The organism is Kribbella sp. CA-294648 (genome assembly GCF_050943845.1).
In the GTDB taxonomy this organism is placed as follows: Bacteria; Actinomycetota; Actinomycetes; order Propionibacteriales; family Kribbellaceae; genus Kribbella.
On sequence record NZ_CP191981.1, the window covers coordinates 4,170,608 to 4,186,911 of the forward strand.

The window sequence follows — 16,304 nt, forward strand, 5'->3', positions numbered from 1 at the left end:
AAATGGCCGTACGATCACGTCCCGGGTCTGCCTGAGTATCCGCTCGCAGCACGACCCTCGTACCGTCCTCGAGGAGTCGGCTGTGCGTATCACCCTGCAACGCGCCCTTGCGTTGAGTGCAGTACTGCTCCTGTCCGTCGGCTGTCAGGGCACGAAGGGGAACGCGGACGGGGAACTCGCTCCGGTGTCTGTCACGCCTGCCGAACTCACAGAGGAGAACTTCGGCCCGCGGGTCCTGGGTGCACTGCGGGCCAAGGGCACCTTCAGCGTGGAAGCCGTCGCAATTGCGAAGGAGGGGCCGGACGAAGCGACCATCAAGGCGAACGTGAGCTGGACCCAGGCCGGGACCGACGTCTCCATTCCCGCCGGAGACCCTCCGATGATCCGGATCGGCGGCGTCGTGTACACGAAGGACGACAAGCTGACCGGCAACCCGAAGCGTCCGTGGGCCCGCTTGAACCCGCGCGGCAGCGACCCGGCCGAAAAGGAGGCGGTGTTCGTCGCGGAGTCGGTGATCGGCCTCGCGGCGGGCTACCAGGTGATCGGCGGCACCATGTTCGTGACCGAATTCCAGCGTGGAGGGCAGATCGTGATCGACGGCGCCGACCACGCGCAGGAGTACATCATCACCATCGATTCGCACCTGGGGGCCAGGGCCGCCGTCCTCGGCGAACTGCTCAACACGCGGATCAAGGAGGCGGCGCCTCGGGAGATGCAAATCTCCGTCGCGGTGGATGCCAAGGATCTCCCGCGACGGATCGAGTACGTGTATGACGACGGCGCCGACCTGGCCACCCGGGTACGGCTCACGTTGCGCGACTACGGCAAGGGCCTGCCGATCACCGCGCCACCCGCGGCGATGGTCGGGGAGGTGACGGCCGGGAAGGTGACGGCCGGTAGTACCTAGGCGGCGCCGGTGTCTGCTGCTTCGGTCAGTCGATGGTGAGGTCGGCGTCGGCTGCTTCGACCTCCTCGCGGCTGATGCCGAGCAGGTAGAGGATGGTGTCGAGGTACGGGACGCTGACGTGGGTGTCGGCGGCCGCGCGGACGACGGGCTTGGCGTTGAAGGCGACCCCGAGGCCGGCCGCGGCCAGCATGTCCAGGTCGTTGGCGCCGTCGCCGATCGCGACCGTCTGCGACAACGGCGTACCGGAGGTTTCGGCGAAGCGGCGCAGGATGGTCGCCTTGCCGGCCCGGTCGACGATCTCGCCGAGCACCCGGCCGGTGAGTTTGCCGTCGACGATCTCCAGCACGTTCGCGGCGGCGAAGTCGATGCCGAGCTCGGCGGCCAGCTTGTCGGTGATGTGGCTGAAGCCGCCGCTGACGATCGCGAACTGGTACCCGAGCCGCTTCAGCGTCCGGACCAGCGTGCGCGCGCCCGGCGCCAGCTCGATCGCCTCGTAGACCTCGTCGAGCGCCGAGGCAGGCAGCCCTTCGAGGGCCGCGACCCGGCTGCGCAGCGACTCGGCGAAGTCGATCTCCCCGCGCATCGCCTGCTCCGTGACCGCCGCGACCTCCGCGAGCCGCCCGGCGTGCGCCGCGAGCATCTCGATCACCTCGCCCTGGATCAGGGTCGAGTCGACATCCATCACGATCAGCCGCTTGGCCCGCCGGTACAGACCGCCGGGCTGTACTGCGACGTCCAGACCCTGAACGACCCCTTCGAGCGCGAGCACCTTGCGCAGCGAGTCGGGGTCGGCACCGGACACCGCGATCTCCATCGCCGTCACCGGATAGCGCGCCATCCGGCTGATCCGGTCGATGTTGGCGCCGGTGTCGGCGATCCGGCCGGCGATCGCGGCGAAGCCCTGCGCGGTCAACGGGCTGCCGATCACGGTCACCTGGGTGCGGCCCTTGCGGCGCGGCTCGTTGTCGCCGAACCCCTTCTTGACGTCGATCTCGACGTCGAGGTTCTCGGCGAGGGTCTTGAGCTCCTTCTTCAGCACCTTGTGGTCCCGCGGCGCCGACAGCAGGACGCCGAGCACCAGCCGGCCTCGCAGTACGACCTGCTCCGCGTCGATCACGTCCAGACCGCGGAGCGCGAGCGTCGAGAGGACGGCGGACGTCAGGCCCGGGCGGTCCGTACCGGTCAACGTGACCAGCAGGGTCGGGCGATCGATGGGGGGCGATTCGTGCGCAGCCTGTGTCATGACAAGGAAGACGCTACCTAAATCCGGTGAACGCCAGGTGACCGGTCCACATGCCAATCCGTCCGCCGCCTGGATGGGAGCTCGCTGGACTGTGCGGCCAGCGGGTCAGGGGTCGGCCGGTCAGCGGGACGTGGGGGGTGGGCCGCAGGCCGCAACGAGGGCGCGGCGGGCGGCGGCGCCGAGGTCGAGCAAGGTCCGCCGGCGGGCGTCTGCTTCGGCTCCGGTGACAGCTGACCCGTCGTCCTCCAGCGCTGCCTCGGCAATGGCCAGGCAGCGACGTGCGGTCGCGGCGGTCTTCACGGCCCGCGCTTCGTAGCCGGGGGCAAGGTCGTCGCCCTTGCCCGATCCGATCCTGCGGATGTCCATCAGCGCGTCCGCGACCTCCGGCTTCCACTTGGCCACATCCAACGCGGCCAGCGACTCGGCCGCCTCGATCAGCGCAGTACGAAGGCCGCGATCGGCCTCACCGAAGTCGGCCGGCAACGGACTGGTCGCCGGCCAGACGGTCCACTGCACCGCCGGTCCGACGTACGCCGGTACGAGCCCGATGTCCGCCCCGGTCAGGACAACCGCCTCACCCATCTCGAGCGCGGCCTCGTTGAACGTCGGCGGCCCCGCTAGCCCAATCGGGTGGCCCGGAATCGGCAACGCGAGATGCGCCTGGGTCGCACCGGCCGCCCGCAACAAGTTGAGTGCCACCGGCAACGTCGCCGGCGCCGGATGCGCGGCCAGCCCGGACACGTGATGCCCGACGTCCTCTCCGAGGATCTTGTGCGCGGCCGTGTCGGGGTCGCAGGCGCCGTTCAGCATGGCGTTGGTCCACACGGTGAAGCGCACCGAGGCGGCAGTGGTCAGCACACCCGCCATTGTCCCATCCGTAGCTTCTGGTTCTTCGGACGACTCGGCGGGGTCGGCGTCGGGTGCTCGGGGGCACCCCGTAGGTTTTGCCGTATGACTGCGGTGGCGGAGATGGCTGGTGTCTCGATCGTGCGCGGTGACGCGCGTCTGCTGGACGGCGTCGACTGGTCCATCGAGGAGACCGACCGCTGGGTCGTGATCGGCCCGAACGGGGCCGGCAAGACGACCATGCTGCAGATCCTCGCGGCCCAGATGCACCCGACCACCGGCGTCGTCGGACTGCTCGGCGAGGTGCTCGGCGCGATCGACGTCTTCGAGCTGCGGCCGCGGATCGGCCTGACCAGCGCGGCCCTCGCCGACCGGCTGCCGAAGGGGGAGCGGGTTGCCGACGTGGTCGTCTCCGCTTCGTACGCCGTACTGGGCCGGTGGCGTGAGGAGTACGACGAGCTGGACCACCAGCGGGCCAAGGAGCTGCTGACCGAACTCGGCATCGGCCACCTCAGCGAGCGCACCTTCGGGACGCTGTCGGAAGGCGAGCGCAAGCGGGTCCAGATCGCTCGCGCACTGATGACCGACCCGGAACTGATGCTTTTGGATGAGCCGGCGGCCGGTCTTGACCTCACCGGTCGCGAGCACCTGGTCCGGTCACTCAGCTCGATCGCGACCGCCGAGGGCGCCCCCGCGATGGTGCTCGTCACCCACCACGTCGAGGAGATCCCACCGGGCTTCACCCACGCCCTGCTGCTGAAGCAGGGCCGGGTCGTCGCCGCCGGCCCGATCGAACAGGCACTGACCGCCGAGACCCTGAGCGAGACCTTCGACCTCGCCCTCAGCCTCGACCACCAAGACGGCCGGTACTTCGCCCGCGCCCTCTGAACGAATCCCCACGAGCCCGCCGCGCGTCCAATCGGCCGGAGGGCCTGCTTGAGGTCCCGATCGCGGATAGAGTTGGCAAATGATGGATTGGCTGCGAGAGAACGTCTGGGCGGCATGGCTAACGCTCGCCGCCGCACTCGGCCTGGCGGAGCTCGCTTCGCTGGACTTCACCTTGCTGATGCTGGCCGCGGGCGCGGTCACCGCCGGCGGCGTGGCGGTGATCTTCCCCGGCCTGCTGTGGCTGCAGATCGTCGTCGGGTTGCTGACCGCGGGCGCGATGCTGGCCGCGATCCGCCCGCTGCTGAACCGCAAGTTCCACCACGGCCCCCAGCTGATGACCGGCTCGGCCCACGTGATCGGCCGCAGCGGCGTCGTCGTCAAGGAGATCCACCCCGACGGCGGCGGCTCCATCAAACTCAACGGCGAACTCTGGACCGCCCGCCCGTACGACGAGATGTCCACCTTCGCCCCCGGCACCCGCGTCGAGGTGATGTCCATCGACGGCGCCACCGCCGTCGTCTACCCCATCGGCGAACCCCTCAACCAGCACCACCCCGAACTAGGCACCCCCGACAAAACTCAAGACCCCGACCCACCGAAGTAGCCACCCAAGCCGAGGGGCGCCGAGCCACTCCACCGCCGGGCTCGTGACGCCACGCGTCACCTCGCAGTACAAAGAGGAGCGCGGGCAGCCCGTCACCCGGCGGGGTGAGGCGTCTGCCGCCGGGGGCTCGTGACGCTTCGCGTCACCCCGCAGTAGAGAAGGGCGCGGCCAGCCCGACACCCCGGCCGGGTGAGGCATCCGCCACCGGGGCTCGTGACGCTTCGCGTCACCTCGCAACACCGGAGAGGCAGCACGCGGCGCCCGGGACCGGCGTGCTCGTGACGCTGCGCGTCACCTCGCAGTCCGCGGAGGGGGAGCCCGGCGACCGGCTGGCAAGGTGGTGTGCCACCAGGCGCTTGGCGCGGCGCGTCACCTCGCAGTACGAGACGGCCTTCCCGGCGGGCCTCAGCGTGTCTCGTGATGCTGCACATCAACTCGCATCAAACCGATCTGTCGAAGAGCTGCACGAGCCAGCCGGCTCGTGACGCTGCGCGTCACCTCGCAAGACGCATGACGGAGTACGGCGAACCCCTGCGTGCCTCCCCGCATCGCGTCCGCCGGGGGAGGCACGTGATCTCGCTAGGCAGGGTCGGAGTACGGGCTGTACGCCGTCGCCTTCCGCCTCGTGACGCTACAGATCACCTCGCCAGTGCAGGACACGGGACGGAGTACGTCGAACCCTCACGTACCTGCCGCGAACGTCCGCCGAGCGCTTATGACGCCTCTCATCACCTCGTGAGGTAGGCGACGAGCAGGAAGCGGCGCGACGAACCAGCCTGCCGTCGTTGGTCTTGCAACTGGAGAAACTGGGACGTGTGTGCCGCCGGGCAGGCCAGTGGTTGCCCTACGCAACATCACGTCGCTGTCCACAGGATCGGCCTCCCTGTGTACAACTTGACCACTTCCTGCCAATCGCGATTCTCCTTATAAACAAGGCGGTCTGGGCACGGAAATTGTCGGTGGCGGTGTCTAGAGTTTGCTGCATGGAGACCACGCAGCTACTCCCGCCGTCGAGGCTCGGTGACAGCGCTTTGCTGTCCACTCTCGACGCGGTCGAGGCTGCCCTCTCCGCTCTGACCGCGTATCGCCTGCAGTTGGTCGCGGACTTCGACCAGCGCGGCCTCGCGGCCGAGCATGGCGCCCGTGACACCGTCGAGTTCTTGTCGCTGCGTCACCACCGCAACCGCCGCGAGATCAAGCGCGATCTCACGACCGCCGAGGCGCTCCGCAGCTACACCGCCGTCACCGCCGCGCTGCCGGACCCGGCAGCACCCGCCGACCCGACACCCACCACCGCCGACGCCCCGGCACCGGCCCTGGTGTTGAACCCGGGCCAGGCCGAAGCCATCGTCACCACCTTGAAGAAGGCCCCGGCGTCGGTCCCGGTCGAGTTGCTGCGGGTGGCCGAGGAGCAGATGATCGAAGCCGCTCAGCTGCTCACCCCGGACGGGCTGCTGGGTTTCGGCCGCGAGGTGCTGGCCCGGCTGGACACCGACGGCCCCGAACCCGCCGAACACGACGCCCACGCCCGCGAATCCCTTACCCTGCACCGGGCCGACGGCGGCGTGAAGTTCAGCGGCTACCTGGCCGGCGAGAACGCTGAACAGTTCCGCACCCAGATCAACCGGTTGTCGAAGCCTCACCGCACCGTTGACGGTGAGCTGGACCCGCGTCCGCACGACAAGCGCCAGGCCGACGCGTTGAGCTTGATTCTGGATCTCGCCGCCGCCAACACGCCCCGCAGCGACAGCGACCCTGGTACGTCGGGTGGGCCGGGTGTTCCGCACATCATCATCACCATCGACTTTGACGACCTGCGCACCGCCACCGCCCACGCGGTGGGGGAGTTGGTGTACGGCGACAACCTGTCCGCCTCCGCGATCCGGCGGCTGGCCTGTGATGCTGCCATCCTGCCGATCGTCCTCGGCTCGGATTCCCAACCGCTGGATGTCGGCACCGAGCAGCGTTTCGTGACGCGGCCGATCCGGCGGGCCTTGATGAGGCGGGACAAGGGCTGTGTGGTCTGCAAGGCGCCGCCGTGGCAGTGCCATGCCCACCACCTGATCCACTGGATCGACGGTGGCCCGACCTCGATCACGAATCTGGTGCTGCTGTGCGCCGGTCACCACCGCGCCGTGCACTCCGGGCAATGGGCCATCACCATCACCGGCGGCGTCGTCCACGTCGCCCGCCCGACCTGGACCAGCCCCGGCATCACCAGCGCAGCGGATCTCGCCAACCTCACCGACCTGTCCAGGTACACCTCGCCCTCGCCCGGGCAGGTCAGCGTCAACCCCCACCACGAACAGCCCAACCGCATCCCCACCACCAACCTCACCGCCCCGCCCGGCGCGCAACCCGCCCCACACCCCAAGCTGTACGCCGGTACCGGCGTACAGCCCGGTACTGGAGACCTGTCCTGGCTCACCCCAGAAGCCACCGCACTGCTCGACCCCTGGGGCGACAGCGGCACCCCCTCCGCCGGCCCGTAGCACCACCGCGCCTATCGGGCGGCGGCACTCAAGCCGCCGCCTGAGACGCCCATCGGCCACGTGCCGATGGGCACAAACCCATGCCTCCGCACATCCCGCGCCTCACACTGATCCGCGTCCTCGCGTCCTCGCGTCGCCGGTCGACTCGCAGGCTGGCCCTCGCACTGCCCAGCATCCGCAGTCCGGGCCGAGCTCTCGGCGGCCGGATCCGCCGTGAGACAGTTCAGCCCGCACGCGAGGGTTTAGACGGATCCGGGGCCTGGGAGCGATGGCGGCGCCCTTCCGCCAGCTCGGTAGGACCATCGGGCACGCTGCGCATCACCTCGCCAGTACAGGAGGCGGGACGGTGCCGCCCGTCCGCGGGCTCATGACGCTTCGCGTCACCTCGTAGTACCCGGGGGAGGAAGGCTGCGCGGGGCACCCGCATACCTCGTGATGCTGCGCGTCAGCTCGCAGTACGGGAGAGGCATCGAAGGCACGCGGCGTCCACCTATCTCGCTGCAACAGTGGACAACGACGCCGGGGCCGTGACAGGGGCCCGAAAGGCCTGCGTGGGGAGCTCGGACCGACTGCACGTGGGTGCTCACTGGGCGCGGCCTTCGAGGAGCCAGCGGGTTGCTGGGATCTCTATCAGGACGCGTGCGCCGGCGCCGGGCTCCGGTGTGGTGATGTCCCAGCCTTGGTACTTGTCGGCGAAGGCGGTTTTGATCTTGGTGGGGAAGTTGGTGCGGTGGAGGCGGGCTCGGCCTTCGGCTACCGCGGGGGTGCGGCCGTCTTCTAGGGCTAGCGAGACTCGTGGGTCTTGCGCCAGGTTGCGGATTTTGCGGTTTCGCTCCGCGCTGACGACCCACCATGTTGCCTCCGAGTACACGAACCACACGGGCGTCACGTGCGGTGAGCCGTCCGGTCGGAGGGTGCACATCCACACGTTTCGCTCCCGCTCCAGCCGAGCCAGCAGTTCCGGGTTCACAGTCACCATGGGGAGCATCCTCGGACTTCAACTGCACTGGAGGTCAAACCCGATCTACCTCGCAGTACGGGGGCACGGCGAGGTTGGGCCCGCAGGTGAGCCGGCGGCCGGCGAGCGTGCGAGCTCCGGCGCCACGGTGGGGCGCGACCACACGGCAGCAGCTGAGGCCGCCGCGCATCCGGTACTGCGAGGTGACGCGTAGCGTCACGAGCCCGGGGACGAACAGGGGCCGGTTCGGGTGGGCGGGTGGGGTGTGGCGGGAGGGGATGGGGACGGCGGTGGAAGTAGGGTCGGGGGTGCGGACAGCGCGGGGGTTGGTGGGTGGGTTCTCGGATTGTGAGGGAACCGTTGCCTGGAGTGGCCCGTCGATAGGAAAGACTGTCCGTCCTGAGGGTTCTTCGAGTGGGAGGGTCACGTGACCGCGTTCCTCATAGTGCTGGCATTGGTCGCCTTACTGGTGGTCGTCACACTGATCAAGTCAGTCCGGGTCGTGCAGCAGCAGACTGTCGGCATCGTGGAGCGGTTCGGGAAGTTCAAGGTCGGGCTGCAGCCGGGCCTGAACCTGCTGACGCCGTTCGTCGACAAGGTGCGCTACACGATCGACATGCGCGAGCAGGTGGTCGCGTTCCCGCCGCAGGGCGTCATCACCGAGGACAACCTGATGGTGTCGATCGACTCCGTCATCTACTTCCAGGTGAACGACCCGGTCCGGGCCACCTACGAGATCTCCAACTACATCCAGGCGATCGAGCAGCTCACCATGACCACGCTGCGCAACATCATCGGTGGCATGGACCTGGAGCAGACGCTGACCAGCCGCGAGGAGATCAACGAGAAGCTGCGGTACGTGCTGGACGAGGCGACCGGCAAGTGGGGCATCCGGGTGAACCGGGTGGAGCTGCGCTCGATCGACCCGCCGCCGTCGATCCAGGACTCGATGGAGAAGCAGATGCGCGCGGACCGCGACAAGCGCGCCGCGATCCTCACTGCCGAAGGTATGCGCCAGTCGGCCGTCCTGTCGGCCGAGGGCCAGAAGCAGTCCGCGATCCTCACCGCCCAGGGTGACCGGGAGTCCCGCATCCTGCGCGCGCAGGCCGAGCGGGAGGCGCGGATCCTGAAGGCGCAGGGTGAGGCGCAGGCCATCACCACCGTCTTCAACGCGATCCACGCCGGCAAGCCCGACCAGGGTCTGCTCGCCTACCAGTACCTGCAGATGCTCCCGTCGATCGCACAGGGCGACTCCAACAAGCTGTGGATCATCCCGAGCGAGATCGGCAAGGCGATGGAAGGCCTCGGCAGTGCCGTCGGCCAGATCGCCGGCATCACCCAGAAGGCCGAGGGTCCGTTCCCGGAGCCCGAGCTGGGCGACTCCGCCGCGGTTCAGGTCGACAGCGGGATGGGCACGGCGGCGACCCCGGACGCCGCGGTCGCCGAGGCCGACAACGCAGTACAGGAAGCGATTGCGGCCGCGCAGAACGCTGCAGTCAGTTCGCGCAGCCAGCAGGCCCAGGCGACGCCGGCCGTCACGTCGGCTCCCGAGCCGACCCCGCCGGTCCAGGACGGTCCTCCGCAGGAGCGCTGACCTCCGGTACGACGTACTGACGCGCGGCCCGGCCCCACCCAACCGGTGGGAGCCGGGCCGTGTGACGTTCACCGCACCCCAACAGGAATCCCTACCGAACGCCTGCTCACGAGCCGGACTGATGAGCAGCATGACGCGTCAGGTGCGTAGAGTCTGGCAGCGATGACATGGTTCGAGGCGCTGTTCGTCCTGGTGGCGGGCGTGGGCGCGGGCACAATCAACGCGGTGGTGGGTTCCGGCACGTTGCTGACCTTCCCCGCGTTGCTTGCCGTCGGCATCCCTCCGGTCCTGGCGAACGTCAGCAACAGCGTCGGCCTGTCACCCGGTACTGCGGCCGGCGCGATCGGCTACCGGCGCGAACTCCAAGGCCAGCGCGGCCGGATGCTGCGTCTCATCCCCGCGTCGCTGATCGGCGGCATCGTCGGTGCCGTCCTGTTGCTCAAGCTGCCCGGCTCGGCCTTCAACGCCGTCGTCCCCGGGCTGATCCTGCTCGGCTGTGTCCTTGTCGCCCTGCAACCGTGGCTGTCCAAGCGGATCATCCTGCCGACGCACACCCACCGCGGCGCCTGGTGGGTCATCCCGGCCGTCTTCCTGACCGGCGTGTACGGCGGCTACTTCGGCGCGGCTCAGGGCGTCTTGCTGATGGCGATTCTCGGCATCGGCATGGACTCGAACCTGCAGCGCATGAACGGCCTGAAGAACGTGCTCGCCACCGTCGTCAACGCGGTGGCCGCGATCCTGTTCATCATCGTCGCGGACGTCGACTGGCTGGCGGCCGCCCTGATCGCGGTCGGCTCGACGATCGGCGGGTTCATCGGCGCCCGCTACGGCCGCAAACTCCCGCCGACCGGCCTGCGCGCGCTGATCGTGATCATCGGGATCGTCGCCATCGTCACGATGGTTTTCTGACCTCGAGACCAGCCAGCAACAGGTCGAGGCCGTAGTCGAACTGCTCGTCGCCACCCGTGGTTCGGGCCAGCTCCGGTGCGAGCTCGACGACCGTCGGATACGTTCGGGACGACAGCGACTCCATCGTCGTCCGCAGCCGGCGCCATGCTTCGGGGTCGCGCCGTTCGGCCGCCATCTGGATCTCCCAGGACGTTGCCCCCAGCACATAGGTGAACAACGTCGTGTGGGTCCGGGCCGCGGTCTCGGCGTCGAACCCGGCAGCTCGCAGTACGCCGAGCAGGCCTTCGGCCACCCGGGCCGTCTCGTGGCCGCTCAACGGGCGGCCGGCGAGTAGTTGCGCAAGGCAAGGATGCTGCAGCATCAACGCGCGCAGCCCGCGGCAGACCGCTCGCACCTGGTCCGGCCAGGCCGCGTCCTCCGGTACGCCGGGGACCAGCGCCATCAGGTGATCGCGCACCGCGTCGTACAGGTCGTCCTTGTTGCGGAAGTAGGTGTAGAGCGCCATCGGGCCGACTCCGAGCTCGGCGGCGAGGCCGCGCAGGCTGAAGGCGTCGGCGCCCTTGGCCTCCATCAGGTCGAGCGCGGTCCGGACGATCAGTTCGGGACTGAGCGTGTTCCGCGGGGTTCGGGGACGTGTGTCCGGCATCTCGTTCACCTCCATAACGTACAGTGTATAGTACAGCGTAAGGCAGCAGCGATTCCAACAGACGCAAAGCGAAGGAGCGCGACAAAGTGCGAGCCGTACAGATCAGCGAGTTCGGTGGACCGGAGGTTCTCCAGGTCGTCGACATCGAGGAGCCGGTGGCCGGCGAAGGTCAGGTCCTGATCACCGTCGACCGGGCCGGGGTGAACTACGCCGACACCCATCAGGTGGAGAACAGCTACCTCTCGAAGGCGACGCTGCCGCTGATCCCGGGCGGCGAGGTCGTCGGCCACACCGAGGACGGGCGCCGGGTCGTCGCGCTGGTCGGCACCGGCGGCTATGCCGAGAAGGTGACCGGCTACGCGCAGGCCGCGTTCGACGTACCGGAAGGTGTCAGTGACGCCGACGCCTTGGCTCTCGTCGTCCAGGGCACGAGTGCTTGGCATCTCCTCAAGACTTCTTCCCATCTGCAGCCGGGCGAGTCCGTCCTGATCCACGCCGGTGCTGGTGGTGTCGGCTCGCTCGCGATCCAGCTGGCGAAGCTCTGGGGCGCGGGTCGCGTCATCGCGACCGCCTCCACCGAGGAGAAGCGCAAGCAGATCCTGGAGCTCGGAGCGGACGCCGCGATCGACGGCGAGCCCGAGGGCCTGAAGGACCGGATCATCGAAGCCAACAACGGCAAGCCGATCGACATCGTGCTCGAGATGGTCGGCGGCAAGACCCTCGACGAGTCGTTCGATGCCATGGGCCCCTTCGGCCGGCTGGTCACCTTCGGTGCCGCGTCGCGTCAGCAGGCCGAGCCGATCGCGCCCGGCCGCCTGATGAAGGGTTCGAAGACGATCGCCGGCTTCTGGCTGGCCGACTGCTTCAAGGTTCCCGGCATGCTGGCCGACCCGTTGTCCGAGCTGTTCGGCCTGGTCCAGGACGGCAAGCTGCGCTCGATCCTCGGCGGCGAGTACGGCCTGTCCGAGATCGCCACCGCTCACGAGGACATGCGAGCCCGCCGTACCGTCGGCAAGCTCATCCTCGACCCCACTCGCTGAAACACGCCCACTACAAGGAAGTCTGGTTCATGACGATCGCAGTTGAGAAGGTTCTCTACACCGCCCGCGCCACCGCCGAGGGTGGCCGCGACGGCCGCACCGCCTCCGACGACGGCAAGCTCGACGTCACCGTCGCGCCGCCGAAGGAACTGGGCGGCAACGGCCAGGGCACCAACCCCGAGCAGCTGTTCGCGGCCGGCTACGCGGCCTGCTTCCACAGTGCGCTGAAGACGGTGGCCCGGGTCACCAAGCAGGACGTCACCGGTTCGACCGTCACCGCGGCCGTCGGCATCGGCCCGATCAACGGCGGCGCCGGCTACGGCCTCGAGGCCGAGCTGGTCGTGACCCTGCCGGCGCTGGAGCGGGAGGCCGCCGAGCAACTCGTCGCCAAGGCGCACGAGGTCTGCCCGTATTCCAACGCGACCCGCGGCAACATCAAGGTCGACATCACCGTCGCCTGAACCCATTTCGGCGGTCAACCCCCCACCTTGTGGGTTATCACCCCGTACTCAGGGGTGGCAACCCACCATTTCGGCGGTGGACCGCCGAAATGGTGGAGAGCGGTCAGCTCATCCGCTCGAGGGCTTCGACGAGCAGGGCCTGGGTCGCGTTGACCGGGGCGGCCGCGATCGTGAGTGCCTCCATGATCGCGGCGTACTCGTCGAGATCCTCGAGCTTGTCCAGGTAGAGCGCGCTGGCCGCGTGCTCGATGTAGACCACGTCCGGCAGATCGCCTTCGGGGAAACGCAGAATGCTGAACGCGCCACCCGCGCCGGGATAGCCGACACTGCTGAACGGCATGATCTGCAAGGTGATGTTCGGCTGCTGCGAGACCTTGATCAGGTACTCGATCTGCTCGCGCATGGTCGCGCGGCCGCCGACCGGCCGGTGCAGCACGGCCTCGTCGATCACCACCCACAACCGGGCCGGATCGGGCCGGGTCAGGATCTGCTGGCGAGTCACCCGCAACGCCACCCGCTGGTTGATCTCCTCGGCCGGCAGATACGCCTTGCCGAGCTGGACGACCGCCCGCGCGTAGTCCTCGGTCTGCAGCAGCCCCGGAACGAACAGCACCTCGTAGGTCCGGATCAGCTTGGCCGCCACCTCGAGCCCGACGTAGTTGGCGAACCAGCTCGGCATCACGTCGCCGTACCGCGACCACCAGCCAGGGTTGTTCGCCGCCCGGGCCAGCTCCATCAGCCGCTCGCGTTCCTGGGCGTCCTTCATCTCGTACAGGTCGAGCAGGTCGCTGACATCGCGTTCCTTGAAGCCGACCCGGCCGAGCTCCATCCGGCTGACCTTCGACTCCGAGGCCCGGATCTGCCAGCCGGCGTCGGCGCGGCTGATCCCCGCGGCCTCACGCATCCGGCGCAGGTGCCCGCCGAGCATGATGCGCAGCGCGGTCGGCCCACCCTCTCCACCCGCCACCGTCACCCCAGCATGTTAGCGCCAGATCAGCCGGGCGTCCCGAGTTCCAGCACCGTGGCGCTCGCGAGCTTCGCGAGGTCCGCGCCGTCGACGAGCAGCTTGGAGGCGCGGACGCCGCTGCCGATCACGACCAGCCCGGCCTGGGCCACCGCGTCGTCGACCAGCACCGGCCAGTCCCCGGGCAGGCCGATCGGCGTGATGCCGCCGTACTCCATCCCGGTCGCGCCGACCGCGTCATCCTGCGCGGCGAACGAGATCTTCCGTACGCCGAGATGCTTGCGGACCACCCCGTTCACATCGGCCCGATGGGTGGCGAGCACCATCACCGCGGCGTACGTCGACTCGCCGGCCCGCTTGCCGTGCACGATCACACAGTTCGCCGAAGCAGCCATCGGTACGTCGTACTCCGCGCAGAATGCGGCCGTGTCGGCCAGTGTGGGATCGATCGCGGCCGCCCAGGCAGGCAGGCCCCCCAGGGCCGCGCGGACCGGCTCGGCCAGCAACTCGGGCACCTCAGCGGCCGGTCGCCAGGTGAGACTGCCCAGCTCCGGCGCGGTCACTGCGGCGCCACCACGAGGTCGGCGTACTCGGTGTGCTCCTTCAAGAAGTCCTGGTAGTAGGGGCACGACGGGTTGACCCGCAGCCCGGCGTCCCGCGCGTCGTCGAGCGACTTGGTGGCGATCCGGCCGGCCACGCCACGACCCCGGTACTCCGGCAGCGTCTCCGCGTGCCGGAAGGCGATCACGTCGCCGCTCAACTGGTAGTCGACGAACCCCATCAAGTTGCCCTCGGAATCACGCGCCTCGTACCGGCTGGCGTCCTTGGCGTCGGTGATCGCGATCTCGTTCTCCATGCCAGCCACTGTATCCAGCCACCCGAACCCGGCTTGCCACACCGCACGTTTCGGCTCGGTGACGCCTGGGGTACGGGCTCGTACGGACAGTATCGGGCCCGGCTGGGAGGGAGCACGGATGAGCAGCGATCACGCTTTGGGGCTACATCATCGGCGCCGCGGTGATGCTGATCGGCGGCCTGATCGCGTGGTTCTTCGGTGTCGACGCCGAGGGCCAGTCGCTGGAGAACGTGGCCAAGCCGCTCTCGGCCCCCGAACGGACCTCCGCGACCCGCTTCCAGGGCGCGACACCGAGACTGCCGAGCACGGACTCGCAGGACCGGCCGGTCACCCCGAAGGTGCCGTCGTCCGAGCAGAGCCGTCCGGAAGAGGACTGTCCCGAACATTAGCCGCAGTACCGGCCGCTTAGGATCCCCGTGTGGGTTCTCTCCTGGTGGCCGGTACTACGTCCGACGCGGGCAAGACGACTGTCGTGACCGGGCTCTGCCGCTGGCTGGCGCGCCAGGGCGTCCGCGTCGCGCCGTACAAGGCCCAGAACATGTCGAACAACTCGATGGTGTGTGCTGACGGCTCGGAGATCGGTCGCGCCCAGTGGATCCAGGCGGTCGCGGCCGGTGCCGAGCCCGAGGCCGCGATGAACCCGGTGCTGCTGAAGCCGGGCAGCGATCGCAAGAGTCACGTCGTCCTGATGGGGGAGCCGTGGGGTGAGCTGACCGCCCGCGGCTTCCTCACCGAACGGGCCGAGCTGGCGAAGGCGGCCTTCGCGGCGTACGACGATCTCGCCTCGCGATACGACGTGGTGATCAGTGAGGGCGCCGGGAGTCCCACCGAGATCAACCTGCGGCAGTCGGACTACGTGAACATGGGGCTCGCCCAGCACACTGGCGCGCCGGTGGTGGTGGTCGGTGACATCGACCGGGGTGGGGTCTTCGCATCGATGTTCGGCACCGTCGCCTTGCTCGACGCGGCCGACCAGCGGTTGATCAGCGGCTTCGTGGTCAACAAGTTCCGCGGCGACGTGTCGTTGCTGCAGCCCGGGATCGACATGCTCGGCTCGGTGACCGGGCGGCCGACGTACGGCGTACTGCCGTGGCTGCCCGATCTGTGGCTGGACTCGGAGGATGCACTCGACGTACCCGCTCGGCGGACGGCGGGGGAGTCGGAGGTGCTCACGATCGCGGTGGTGCGGTTCCCGCGGATCAGCAACTTCACCGATCTCGACGCGCTCGCCGTCGAGCCGACCACGAGCGTGTTCTTCACCGCGAGCCCCGCGGAGGTCCGCGATGCCGACCTCGTGGTGCTGCCGGGGTCGCGCGCGACCGCCGCTGACCTCTCTTGGCTTCGCTCGACGGGTCTGGCTGACGCGGTCACTGCTCGCGTCGCGGCGGGGCGGCCGGTGCTGGGGATCTGTGGCGGTTATCAGTTGCTGGGCGGGGCGATCTCGGATCCTGCGGGCGTTGAGGGCGGCGGTTCGTCTCGCGGGCTGGGGTTGTTGCCAGTGGCAACCACCTTTTTCGCCGAGAAGGTGCTCGCGCGGCCGGCGCCGACGGCGTACGAGATTCATCATGGCGTCGTGACGGTGACCGGGTCGGCGGCGGAGTTCCCGGGTGGCTGCCGGGACGGGGTGGTCTGGGGGACCATCTGGCACGGGCTTTTCGACGACGACGCCGGGCGGCATGCCTTTCTGAGGGAGGTCGCGGCGTTGACCGGCAAGCCTGCACCGGACGGCTCGGTGTCGTTCGCTGCCCAGCGTGAGGCGCGGCTGGACCTGCTGGCCGACGCCATCGACGAGCACCTCGACACCGCGGCCCTGCTCGCTCTGATCGAAGGCGGCGCGCCGAGCGATCTTCCGTTCGTCCCGCCCGGTGCGCCGAAATTGTCGGCGGGCTGATCTAG

At 69.0% G+C, this 16,304-nt stretch carries 17 protein-coding genes; 10 read left to right on the plus strand and 7 right to left on the minus strand.

Annotated elements, in window-relative coordinates; all coding sequences use genetic code 11:
- Positions 1-82 precede the first annotated feature (82 nt).
- Positions 83-907, plus strand: coding sequence for a hypothetical protein (locus ACQPYM_RS19830; protein ID WP_433022748.1), 825 nt, complete (start codon positions 83-85; stop codon positions 905-907).
- A gap of 25 nt (positions 908-932) precedes the next feature.
- On the opposite strand, the gene serB is transcribed toward ACQPYM_RS19830, so the two are convergent.
- Positions 933-2,150 carry a phosphoserine phosphatase SerB gene (serB, locus tag ACQPYM_RS19835; RefSeq protein WP_433022750.1) on the minus strand — a complete coding sequence of 406 codons (1,218 nt, stop codon included), beginning with the start codon at positions 2,148-2,150 and terminating at the stop codon, positions 933-935.
- A gap of 120 nt (positions 2,151-2,270) precedes the next feature.
- Positions 2,271-3,017, minus strand: coding sequence for a hypothetical protein (locus ACQPYM_RS19840; protein ID WP_433022752.1), 747 nt, complete (start codon positions 3,015-3,017; stop codon positions 2,271-2,273).
- An 84-nt stretch (positions 3,018-3,101) separates the two neighbouring features.
- On the opposite strand from ACQPYM_RS19840, the gene ACQPYM_RS19845 reads away from it, so the two are divergent.
- The 3 genes from ACQPYM_RS19845 to ACQPYM_RS19855 all read left to right on the plus strand — a co-directional run bounded on the left by ACQPYM_RS19845 (position 3,102) and on the right by ACQPYM_RS19855 (position 6,980).
- Positions 3,102-3,884, plus strand: a complete 783-nt coding sequence (locus ACQPYM_RS19845; protein ID WP_433022754.1) for an ABC transporter ATP-binding protein — start codon at positions 3,102-3,104, stop codon at positions 3,882-3,884.
- Positions 3,885-3,963: 79 nt separating this feature from the next.
- Positions 3,964-4,488 (plus strand): NfeD family protein, encoded by a 525-nt coding sequence (locus ACQPYM_RS19850; RefSeq protein ID WP_433022756.1) that lies wholly within the window; start codon positions 3,964-3,966, stop codon positions 4,486-4,488.
- A gap of 983 nt (positions 4,489-5,471) precedes the next feature.
- Positions 5,472-6,980 carry a DUF222 domain-containing protein gene (locus ACQPYM_RS19855; protein ID WP_433022758.1) on the plus strand — a complete coding sequence of 503 codons (1,509 nt, stop codon included), beginning with the start codon at positions 5,472-5,474 and terminating at the stop codon, positions 6,978-6,980.
- A gap of 583 nt (positions 6,981-7,563) precedes the next feature.
- Here the strand turns inward: ACQPYM_RS19855 and ACQPYM_RS19860 are convergent.
- Positions 7,564-7,959, minus strand: a complete 396-nt coding sequence (locus ACQPYM_RS19860; protein ID WP_433022760.1) for a pyridoxamine 5'-phosphate oxidase family protein — start codon at positions 7,957-7,959, stop codon at positions 7,564-7,566.
- A 406-nt stretch (positions 7,960-8,365) separates the two neighbouring features.
- Here ACQPYM_RS19860 and ACQPYM_RS19865 point away from each other — a divergent pair, with 406 nt between their 5' ends.
- Both ACQPYM_RS19865 and ACQPYM_RS19870 read left to right on the plus strand, forming a co-directional pair.
- Positions 8,366-9,532 carry an SPFH domain-containing protein gene (locus tag ACQPYM_RS19865; protein ID WP_433022762.1) on the plus strand — a complete coding sequence of 389 codons (1,167 nt, stop codon included), beginning with the start codon at positions 8,366-8,368 and terminating at the stop codon, positions 9,530-9,532.
- Between the two features lie 162 nt (positions 9,533-9,694).
- Positions 9,695-10,441 carry a sulfite exporter TauE/SafE family protein gene (locus ACQPYM_RS19870; protein WP_433022764.1) on the plus strand — a complete coding sequence of 249 codons (747 nt, stop codon included), beginning with the start codon at positions 9,695-9,697 and terminating at the stop codon, positions 10,439-10,441.
- On the opposite strand, the gene ACQPYM_RS19875 is transcribed toward ACQPYM_RS19870, so the two are convergent.
- Positions 10,425-11,087 carry a TetR/AcrR family transcriptional regulator gene (locus ACQPYM_RS19875; protein ID WP_433022766.1) on the minus strand — a complete coding sequence of 221 codons (663 nt, stop codon included), beginning with the start codon at positions 11,085-11,087 and terminating at the stop codon, positions 10,425-10,427. The genes ACQPYM_RS19870 and ACQPYM_RS19875 overlap by 17 nt on opposite strands.
- Positions 11,088-11,173: 86 nt before the next feature.
- Here ACQPYM_RS19875 and ACQPYM_RS19880 point away from each other — a divergent pair, with 86 nt between their 5' ends.
- Positions 11,174-12,127: a quinone oxidoreductase family protein gene (locus ACQPYM_RS19880; RefSeq protein WP_433022768.1), complete on the plus strand. Its 954-nt coding sequence runs from the start codon at positions 11,174-11,176 to the stop codon at positions 12,125-12,127.
- Between the two features lie 29 nt (positions 12,128-12,156).
- Complete coding sequence (locus tag ACQPYM_RS19885; protein ID WP_433022770.1) at positions 12,157-12,588, plus strand: organic hydroperoxide resistance protein; 432 nt, start codon at positions 12,157-12,159, stop codon at positions 12,586-12,588.
- Positions 12,589-12,691: 103 nt separating this feature from the next.
- Here the strand turns inward: ACQPYM_RS19885 and ACQPYM_RS19890 are convergent, their stop codons facing one another.
- From ACQPYM_RS19890 to ACQPYM_RS19900, 3 genes are all read right to left on the minus strand, one after another.
- Positions 12,692-13,516, minus strand: a complete 825-nt coding sequence (locus tag ACQPYM_RS19890) for a helix-turn-helix domain-containing protein (protein ID WP_433023339.1) — start codon at positions 13,514-13,516, stop codon at positions 12,692-12,694.
- Positions 13,517-13,581: 65 nt separating this feature from the next.
- Complete coding sequence (locus ACQPYM_RS19895) at positions 13,582-14,115, minus strand: YbaK/EbsC family protein (RefSeq protein ID WP_433022772.1); 534 nt, start codon at positions 14,113-14,115, stop codon at positions 13,582-13,584.
- On the minus strand, positions 14,112-14,408 hold the full coding sequence (locus ACQPYM_RS19900) for a GNAT family N-acetyltransferase (protein ID WP_433022774.1): 297 nt from the start codon (positions 14,406-14,408) through the stop codon (positions 14,112-14,114). Before ACQPYM_RS19900 ends, ACQPYM_RS19895 begins: the two co-directional genes overlap by 4 nt.
- 161 nt (positions 14,409-14,569) lie before the next feature.
- On the opposite strand from ACQPYM_RS19900, the gene ACQPYM_RS19905 reads away from it, so the two are divergent.
- Positions 14,570-14,797 (plus strand): hypothetical protein, encoded by a 228-nt coding sequence (locus tag ACQPYM_RS19905; RefSeq protein WP_433022776.1) that lies wholly within the window; start codon positions 14,570-14,572, stop codon positions 14,795-14,797.
- Positions 14,798-14,826: 29 nt separating this feature from the next.
- Positions 14,827-16,299, plus strand: a complete 1,473-nt coding sequence (locus tag ACQPYM_RS19910) for a cobyric acid synthase (RefSeq protein ID WP_433022778.1) — start codon at positions 14,827-14,829, stop codon at positions 16,297-16,299.
- Positions 16,300-16,304: the final 5 nt, after the last annotated feature.

Coding starts and splice junctions, on each gene's coding strand:
- serB (WP_433022750.1), bottom strand. CDS start 2,150: ATGACACAGGCTGCGCACGAATCGCCCCCCATCGATCGCCCGACCCTG.
- ACQPYM_RS19840 (WP_433022752.1), bottom strand. CDS start 3,017: ATGGCGGGTGTGCTGACCACTGCCGCCTCGGTGCGCTTCACCGTGTGG.
- ACQPYM_RS19845 (WP_433022754.1), top strand. CDS start 3,102: ATGACTGCGGTGGCGGAGATGGCTGGTGTCTCGATCGTGCGCGGTGAC.
- ACQPYM_RS19850 (WP_433022756.1), top strand. CDS start 3,964: ATGATGGATTGGCTGCGAGAGAACGTCTGGGCGGCATGGCTAACGCTC.
- ACQPYM_RS19855 (WP_433022758.1), top strand. CDS start 5,472: ATGGAGACCACGCAGCTACTCCCGCCGTCGAGGCTCGGTGACAGCGCT.
- ACQPYM_RS19860 (WP_433022760.1), bottom strand. CDS start 7,959: ATGGTGACTGTGAACCCGGAACTGCTGGCTCGGCTGGAGCGGGAGCGA.
- ACQPYM_RS19870 (WP_433022764.1), top strand. CDS start 9,695: ATGACATGGTTCGAGGCGCTGTTCGTCCTGGTGGCGGGCGTGGGCGCG.
- ACQPYM_RS19875 (WP_433022766.1), bottom strand. CDS start 11,087: ATGCCGGACACACGTCCCCGAACCCCGCGGAACACGCTCAGTCCCGAA.
- ACQPYM_RS19885 (WP_433022770.1), top strand. CDS start 12,157: ATGACGATCGCAGTTGAGAAGGTTCTCTACACCGCCCGCGCCACCGCC.
- ACQPYM_RS19890 (WP_433023339.1), bottom strand. CDS start 13,516: ATGCTCGGCGGGCACCTGCGCCGGATGCGTGAGGCCGCGGGGATCAGC.
- ACQPYM_RS19900 (WP_433022774.1), bottom strand. CDS start 14,408: ATGGAGAACGAGATCGCGATCACCGACGCCAAGGACGCCAGCCGGTAC.